Consider the following 8,245-nt stretch of genomic DNA (forward strand, 5'->3'; position numbering starts at 1 on the left):
ACGCATCCTTAAAACTTTAACCTTTAGCGATCGCCTAATTTATGAAAAATACAGCTCATACAGTTACTTTTATGTTACATTATCAATATTTATGTAATATGTAAAGATGCCAGCGCTCATTGCTATAACTATTCGCCAAGGATATTTGGAAATTCAAGAAGTAGCAACCAAAGAAGTTGTCACTACCATAGAAATATTATCTCCTTCTAATAAAAGAGGTGGAAAAGGCAGAAAAATATATCAAAAAAAACGAGAAAAAATTTTAGATAGTTTGACTAATTTTATCGAAATATATTTACTGCGTCGCGGTCAACGAATGCCTATTTTAGATCATAAAAGTAAAAGTCATTATCAGATTTTAGTGAGTCGCGGAAAGCAACGACCAAGAGCCGATCTATATGCTTTTAATATCCAAAATAAAATCCCTGAATTTCCATTACCATTACGCCCAGAAGATACTGAACCAATTATAGATTTACAAGCTTTATTAAATAATATTTATGATGTTGGCAGTTACGATTTAAAAATAGATTACACTCAAAAACCAGTACCATAATTATCAGAAAATGATGCAGCTTGGGCAGATACTTGGTTCCAACAACAAGGATTAAGATAATAATACAAAGGATAAAAGAAATGTCATTCCTGTTCCCTGTTATAGACTAATTTTTTGGCAAATTAATTAGTCTTCCGACTACAATTATTAATGCACAAACTAATACTATTGGTACAACTGGCAAAAATCCTAAAGTAAAACTTTGAGGAATCATACCTATCTGAAAACCAATAACCGCTATTTCCCCAAAAATAATCGAAACTATACAGCTAATAGGTGACATATTTTTTCCATATAAAGCAGCAATAACTGTGGGAAATAATACTGCTAAACCTGTAAAAGATTGAGTGGCGATCGCTGCAATTGTAGCCGGGGGTTTTGCTGCAAGAGTTAAACCTATTATTGCTAAAATAACAATTAATATTTTCCCGACAAAAGTTTGTTCTGCAAGAGTAGCTTGGGGACGAATATAAATAATATAAATATCTCTAGTAATCATGGAGCTTAATGCTAAAAGTTGTGAATCAAGTGTTGACATAAATGCTGCTAAGGCACCTACCATTACTAATGAAGCAATGCCAGTAGATGTATATTCTCCTAACATCATGGGAAAAATTTTATCTGCTTCTTTTCCTACTAGGTCGGGAAAGTTAATATGACCCCACATTCCGATTAAAACAGGACAAATAAATATTAAGGCGGTAATTAAGGGATATAAACTAGCAGAAATTTTTAGAGAATTAGCAGTTTTAGGAGTATAAAATCGCATAAACATTTGGGGAAACATCGGCACACTTAAACCCCAAAGCAACATATAACTAAACCATTTATGGGGAGTGAAAAAATTATTCATTCCAGAGCGAGAGAAAATTTCTGGTTTTAGTTGATAGACAGTGCGGTTAGCTTCAGAAAAACCTCCGAGACTTTGAGCGATCGCTACTACTGCAACTATCATCAAAACTAACATTAAAATTCCTTGCAAAACATCGGTTAAAGATACACTTCTCATCCCTCCTAAAAATACATACAATACAATAATAAAGGTTAAAAAAGCTGCTCCCCAAAAATAAGGAATTTCCCCGTTAGTTAAGTTTTCAATAATATAACCTCCACCGATTGGTTGTAGGGTTAAGTAAGGTATGGTAAAAATTATCATTACCGCTAAAAATAATAATTTTAGTGGTTGACTAGGGAGGCGATTTTCAATTAATTCTGACGGGGTAATGAAGCCTTTTTCTTTTCCTAAAAGCCAAACTTTATAACCAATAAAATAAAATGTAATTCCTACGAGGGCTGTACCAAATCCCATCATGGGATAATAGCTGATACCAATACGATAACCAGCACCAGAAAATCCTAAGAAGGTAAAAGCACTAAAATTTGTGGCAATGAGAGTGAAAAATAAAACTATGGAGTTAATTTTTCTATCTGCGAGAAAGTAATCTTCTGGGGTATTTTCTTGGGTGCGATAACTGATAATTCCGATGGCTAGAGTTGAGAGTAAATATATACTGATGATTAAGTAGGGAATTAGGTTTTCTCTCACGATTTATTCTCCTTTTTAGATTCAGTTTTCCAGAATGTTTGGGAGAAAACAAAAATAGCACAAGCGAGAATAATTTGTAAAGCAATAAAATAGAAAACCCAGGGTGGTAGATGGAGAATTGAAAAAGAAATTGTTTGTTTCCATGACCAAAAATCTAGGGAGAGGAGGAAAATTACGGTAAAGCAGAAATACCAGAAATAGGCAGAGTTGAAAATGTTTAAGTTTTTCATATAGTAATCTTAGGTATTGGTGAATTAGTGTGTGATATTCATCTTAAATTATTTAGGAGTTAACCCACCCCTAACCCCTCCCAGGAGGGGAGGGGAAGGACTGAGTCAGGAGGGAAGAAAGAAGAAGAAAGAATAAAGAGGAGGAAAAGGAGAAAGTTTTTTGATCACTAATTATCCGGACATGGTATTAGTCCTGATTATTTAGGAGTCAGGAGTCGTATGGGAATGGCTTTAATACCTTTTTTAGGGCGTAAATCATCTTTTTAGTCAAAGGGACATCTCCTGCACGTGTCTTTTTATCGCTCTTACTATTCGTAACATTCTTTTTTAACGCTTGGTATAATATCAAATCCGTTTAATTCGGTATACAAAAATGTTCCATCTTCAACCATTACCAAATATTTCTCTCACTCCCCATCTCCCCATCTCCCCATCTCCCCATCTCCCCATCTCCCCATCTAATTACACCGATGCTACCGGATTTGATATAATCTCCCCTACTCCCCCACTCCCTTCTTCCCCTCCTAGGAGGGGTTAGGGGTGAGTCCCCTACTCTCAACTATATAATAAGTATTCAACCGGATTTGATATGACTCCTACCCCTACCATACATACTTTTTCAGCAAACCCTAATTATTAATTTTGGCGTTGGTGAAAAGAGGTATGATATCTTGTCCGGATAAGAGCGCGAACAAAAAACTTTCTCCCTTTACTACTCTTTCTTATTCTTTCTTTCCTCCTGACTCGGTCTTCCCCTCCCCTCCTGGGAGGGGTTAGGGGTGGGTTGGGAGGGGTTAGGGGTGGGTTGACTCCTAAATAATTAAGATTAATATCATACACGCGTTTCACCAACGCCTTAATTTTGAACCATTACAATAACGATTCCCAACCTAAGTTTTGAATTTGTTTTAGTGTCTCTCTAACGTCAATTTCTTCTACAATTTTTCGGTTATATATACAGATAATAACTTCTCTCACAGTTTGATTTTCATCAGATAAACTTTGGATTATTTGTGACAAGATAATTTGCCAAGCAACCTGAAGTGGGAAACCTCCCACTCCTGTACCTAGTAGAGGAAAAGCAATATTTTGCAAACTGAAGCTTTTGGTTTTTTTCATGCAAGTATGTACTACTCTTTTAATAATCTCTGGGGACGGCATTATTTGTTTTTCGTCAAAATCAATTACTACTCCATGAAATATTTTTTGAGCTTGTAATCTACCAGAATTTGTAACTGCAACTTCCCCAAAAGATAAAGGTGTTAATTTTTGCGCTTCTCTATAAATATCTTCTCCCCCAACTTCTATAATTCTGTTTGAAACTCCACCTCCCATAGTCAGGTAGTTGTCATCTGAACTAACAATAATATCTACTTCTAAGTTAGTAATATCACCTTGATAAATTTTTACTACTTTGTCATGTACTAAAAATTCACCTAAAAATCCTGCTTCATCAGATTGATAAATTTTTACTAATTTGTCAGACTGACAGATATCTAATTTCATTGCTATAGCAGAAAGAATATCCCACCAAATAGTTTCCTCGCTGAAAAGCTTAGATTTTCCTAGATAAAAACTAAACCATAACCAATTCAATATTCCTCCAGGGAGATGACCATTGGGGGCATTTATATCGAAATTCAATTCCTCATAAGTTAAAAGTTTATCTCCTATTTTCCAGCCTAATTTTTCACTGAAATTATTATAAATTTCCAGGTTATTAATTTGATAACTACTATCTTGAGTTGCACCACAATTTTGCCAAACTTCTTTCTGAATACTCAAGCCAAATTTACCATTACTATATCTCACCCACAGATTATCTATTGTCAGTAAATCATGGCAGGGAAAATTGATAATATCTTCCCCTCTTAACCAACCTTTTGATTCTCGACCAGCTATTTTCAGCATAATCGCAGTAGTTTCTAAATCTGCTTCTCGCCATTTTCCTGTGGATAATAAATCCCGTAACTTAATATAGTTAATTTCATAATTAGAATGAAGACTAACACTAACAGGAATATCTGCGGATGAACTATCTATTCCTAGAGAAACAACATTACTTAAATCGACATTTTCAACCACACCATTTTGATTATCAGATATCTCCAACTTTTCCAATTCTTCAGGATGAGTAACAAAATAATCCTGTAACCACTCATAACCCCGCACCAAAATTTCATCCAAACTTTCAACTCGCCATAGACAAACCATACTATTTTCTCCACCAGCAACCAAATATTTACCATCATTGCTAAAACTAATACTCGTTAATTTCATTTCTGGAGTATCCCACTGTGCTAATTTGCGCCCAGAAAAATCCCACAATATAACAGTATAGTCACTTCCCACCGTTGCCACTCGTTGCCAATCCAAACTAAAACACACATCCACCAATTTTCCCTGATGCACGCTCCACTCAGTCAAAAGTTGCCCAGATATATTCCAAACTTTCACCTTCTCCCTACCCGCAGAAGTAACTTGCTCCCCATCAGCGCTAAAACTCACACTTCTGACCTTATCCCGATGAGCATCCCAATTTGCTAAAAGTTGCCCAGACAGATTCCAGATGCAGACCTTTCCATCCCACCCACCTGTAACAATACGATCGCCTTCTGAGCTAAAACTAACACTAGCAATTATTCTCCGGTTACTGCGCTTTAGTATGGCTAATTGTTTTCCTTCCAAGTTGCGTAATATAGCTGTGCCATTTGCTCCCACTGCTACTAGGGATTTGCCATTGGGACTGAATTTTACTTCTAATATAAGGTCTTGATGGGGGTGACATTGACTGATAAGTTGCCCTTCTTCACTCCAAATTGAAATATTATTACGCCCTGCTGTAGCTAGATATTTGCCATCAGGACTAAAACTGATGCTAGTGAGTCTACCTCGACTACTTTTCCACTGATGTAATATTTGACCAGACAAATTCCAAATTTTGACGCTGCCATCTTCTCCTCCCGTAGCTATTTTTCCAGTGAGACTAAAACTAACACTCAAAATTCTGCCTTGTTTAGTTTTCCATTGAGTCTGCTGTTTTGGAAATATATTCCAGGTGCGAATTGTGCCGTCAGCACCCACCGTGGCAATTTGTTTTCCATCAGAAGTAAAACTGAGAGCTGTAACTGAGTTACGGTCAGCATGAAACTGAGTTAATAATTTTCCAGATAATTCCCAAATTTTGGTTATTCCATCTGCTCCTGCTGTAGCAATATAGCGGTCGTTGGGGCTAAAACAAATATTGTTAATCTCTGTTTGCTCAGTTTCCCAGTCAAACAATTGCCGTTTAGGAAAATTCCAGAGTCGCAAAATTCCTTTTTTACCAATACAAAGCAGATATTCTCCGCTCCAACTCATTTTCACATCTGTCAGGGCAAACTCTTCAATGTAATTTGCTTTCAATTCTGTAGGTTGTCGTTTTAATCCGTTCCACAGTCTGACTATATTTTCTCTGACTGAAACTGCAATACATTCACCATCGCGGGTAAAACTTACAGTAGTTTTCCAACTTGAATGAATATTTCGTTGCTTGAGGGATGATGTTCCGGATCGCGAATGCGTTTGCTGTGAAATATTCCATAGTTGTACTCCATTTTCTGCTACTGTTGCGAAATATTTTCCATCTGGACTAAATCTAATTTCATTCACTGCACCTTGATTACCATTAAACTGATTTATTTGTTGACCTTGTAAATTCCAAAGTCGAATTATGCCTTCTTCTCCTGCTGTTGCTAAGTGCTTACCATTGGGGCTGAATTTCACACACAAAACTTCTTTTTCGTCACCTTTTAGTTGTATTGAGTGGGGATTTAATAATTGCTGTAATAAAATTGTGCCATTGATTTCTGCAATAGCTAAATATTCTCCATCTGGGCTAAAGTTGATATCTTTAACTCCAATTTGATGACTAATAAATTGATTTTTTTGACTAATCTGAGCAAGAGTTTTTTGTAAAGTATATATTGGGGCGATAGTCGGATATTCTTTTAAAGACAAATTATGCCAAACTAATTTTTTTAACTTCTGTCCTGCCTGTATTGCTAGAATTAATGCCTCTATTTGATTAAATTCAAACTCTGATAAAGCATCATTCGTAATTTTATCAATCTCTTTAATTTCAGTCTCTGAATATACTGCCTCTACTTTTTCTTCTAAAACTAAACCTGCTTCGCGTAATTTATTTTCCACCCAATTCAGATTAAAAACCTCTGCATAAATTTTGTTATAAACCCTTAACTTTCCTTTCTGTTTTACTACCACCCCAGTCAGTCGTAATTCTCTATGAAATTGCTGATGATTCGCCTTAACATTTCCCTGCTTTAATATCTGCCGATATAATAATAGTAATTGACCTTGACTATGACTGCCGTAAACCAGGCGATCGCGTATAGTCTTTAAATGTTCAGGTTCATCCTTTGCTTCCCAATTTTCAATGATTTGTGACCGAACAATTTCTACCACTAACTCTACCTCATTTTCTCTAGAAATATTAAATTTAACCTCTCTACAATAAGATAAAATTACTTGACAAACTTTTTGAGTTAAAAATGGTTGCCCACCAGTCCAATTTAATACTTCTTTCAAGACTGCCATGCCATCATAAAAAATACCAGAAAATCCCCCAGCTAAAGGTTTCGCTTCATCAAATTTAAACCCCTCTAACTCAATAGCTTTACCAATATTAAAAGGCGTACTAATATGCCGATTTTTAATCAAATCAGATGGCGTTCCCACTCCCAATAAAGCAAAAGATAAACGTTGATATTCAGAATTATCAGCCCGTTGATTATAACAAAAACGAATCAAAGCAAAAAAGTCATCAACATTAAAATTTAAACTGAGGATACTATCAATTTCATCAATAAAAATTACAATATTTTTCCGAATTTCTCTCAGCAATACTTGCTCAATAAAATGACTTAAACGTTGTAAAGCAGAAAGAAAAGAGCGATCGCTCCACCAAGTCAAAATATCAAACCGCTCCAATAAATCCAAACTACTGGCCAAACTATAAACTATTCCCGCATACCACTGTTCCGAAGTAATATCCTGACTACCAATAGCCGTTAAATCAATAACTGCACAAACAACCCCAGATGCGTGTAAACGTCGCATAGTTTGGACTCGCAGACTAGACTTACCCATTTGGCGGGAGTTTAAGACATAACAAAACTCTCCCATCATTAGGCCATCAAAAAGTTGCTCGTCTGCCTGTCGTTGGACATAAGTGGGAGCATCCACAGGTAGACTACCGCCGACTTGATAAGAGTATATTGAATTTGGGTCTAAGTTCATAGGGTCAGAAGCTAGTTCGAGAAATTATCTCCAAAATACATTATCTATTTTGGCAGATCTCAAACAGCGATCGCAAAGCACAACATTATCGCCCCTAAAAACCTCAAAATTATCCCTTTTTAATTTTAGTAAGTCTTTTACTTTGTCGGAACGCTGAATTGCTTTGGGTTTTGTTGTCTTCCTAAGCTAGGATATAGAGTATCCACTGATATCAAATCTGGTAGCATTGGTATAATATCATGTCCGGTAGCATCGGTATTGTATAGCAAGGGTAGGGAACAGGGAACAGGGAACGGGGAACAGTCAGGAATACCTAAGAGCAAGAAAAAAACTTAAATTTCTTGTAGATATTCACCTTGTGGAATAGGCATCTTGCCTGCCCTTGTTTACACAAACGATACCAGCGGACATGATATAATTCAACATTTAGTAATAAAAGTCAATATTGTAGAAGCAAACGGCTGTTTGCCCTTACTGACGCTAGAAATTATCATTTTCTTTGTGGGTTTAATACCCCACCGTCAACGGGGGTGTTCACGCATTACTTGGGGGAGCGAATCCCCATGTAATTTTCCTCCTGTCTCCTGTCTCCTGTCTCCTGTCTCCTTCTTCAAA

General features: G+C 36.3%; 5 protein-coding genes. 1 reads left to right on the forward strand and 4 read right to left on the reverse strand.

Annotation, left to right across the window (positions count from 1 at the left end):
- Nucleotides 1–106: 106 nt before the first annotated feature.
- Nucleotides 107–556 carry a DUF4058 family protein gene (locus F6K27_RS31570; protein WP_287278437.1) on the forward strand — a complete coding sequence of 150 codons (450 nt, stop codon included), beginning with the start codon at nt 107–109 and terminating at the stop codon, nt 554–556.
- Between the two features lie 106 nt (nt 557–662).
- On the opposite strand, the gene F6K27_RS31575 is transcribed toward F6K27_RS31570, so the two are convergent.
- The 4 genes from F6K27_RS31575 to F6K27_RS31590 form a co-directional block, all read right to left on the reverse strand.
- On the reverse strand, nt 663–2,102 hold the full coding sequence (locus tag F6K27_RS31575) for a sodium:solute symporter family protein (protein ID WP_287278438.1): 1,440 nt from the start codon (nt 2,100–2,102) through the stop codon (nt 663–665).
- A 621-nt stretch (nt 2,103–2,723) separates the two neighbouring features.
- Nucleotides 2,724–2,891, reverse strand: coding sequence for a hypothetical protein (locus F6K27_RS31580; protein ID WP_287278439.1), 168 nt, complete (start codon nt 2,889–2,891; stop codon nt 2,724–2,726).
- 77 nt (nt 2,892–2,968) lie between these two features.
- Nucleotides 2,969–3,181 (reverse strand): hypothetical protein, encoded by a 213-nt coding sequence (locus tag F6K27_RS31585; RefSeq protein WP_287300957.1) that lies wholly within the window; start codon nt 3,179–3,181, stop codon nt 2,969–2,971.
- A 21-nt stretch (nt 3,182–3,202) separates the two neighbouring features.
- A complete protein-coding gene (locus tag F6K27_RS31590; protein ID WP_287278440.1) occupies nt 3,203–7,630 on the reverse strand; it encodes a GUN4 domain-containing protein in 4,428 nt (1,475 codons plus the stop codon).
- Nucleotides 7,631–8,245: the final 615 nt, after the last annotated feature.

The organism is Okeania sp. SIO2F5, from assembly GCF_010692685.1.
Classification (GTDB): domain Bacteria; phylum Cyanobacteriota; class Cyanobacteriia; order Cyanobacteriales; family Microcoleaceae; genus Okeania; species Okeania hirsuta.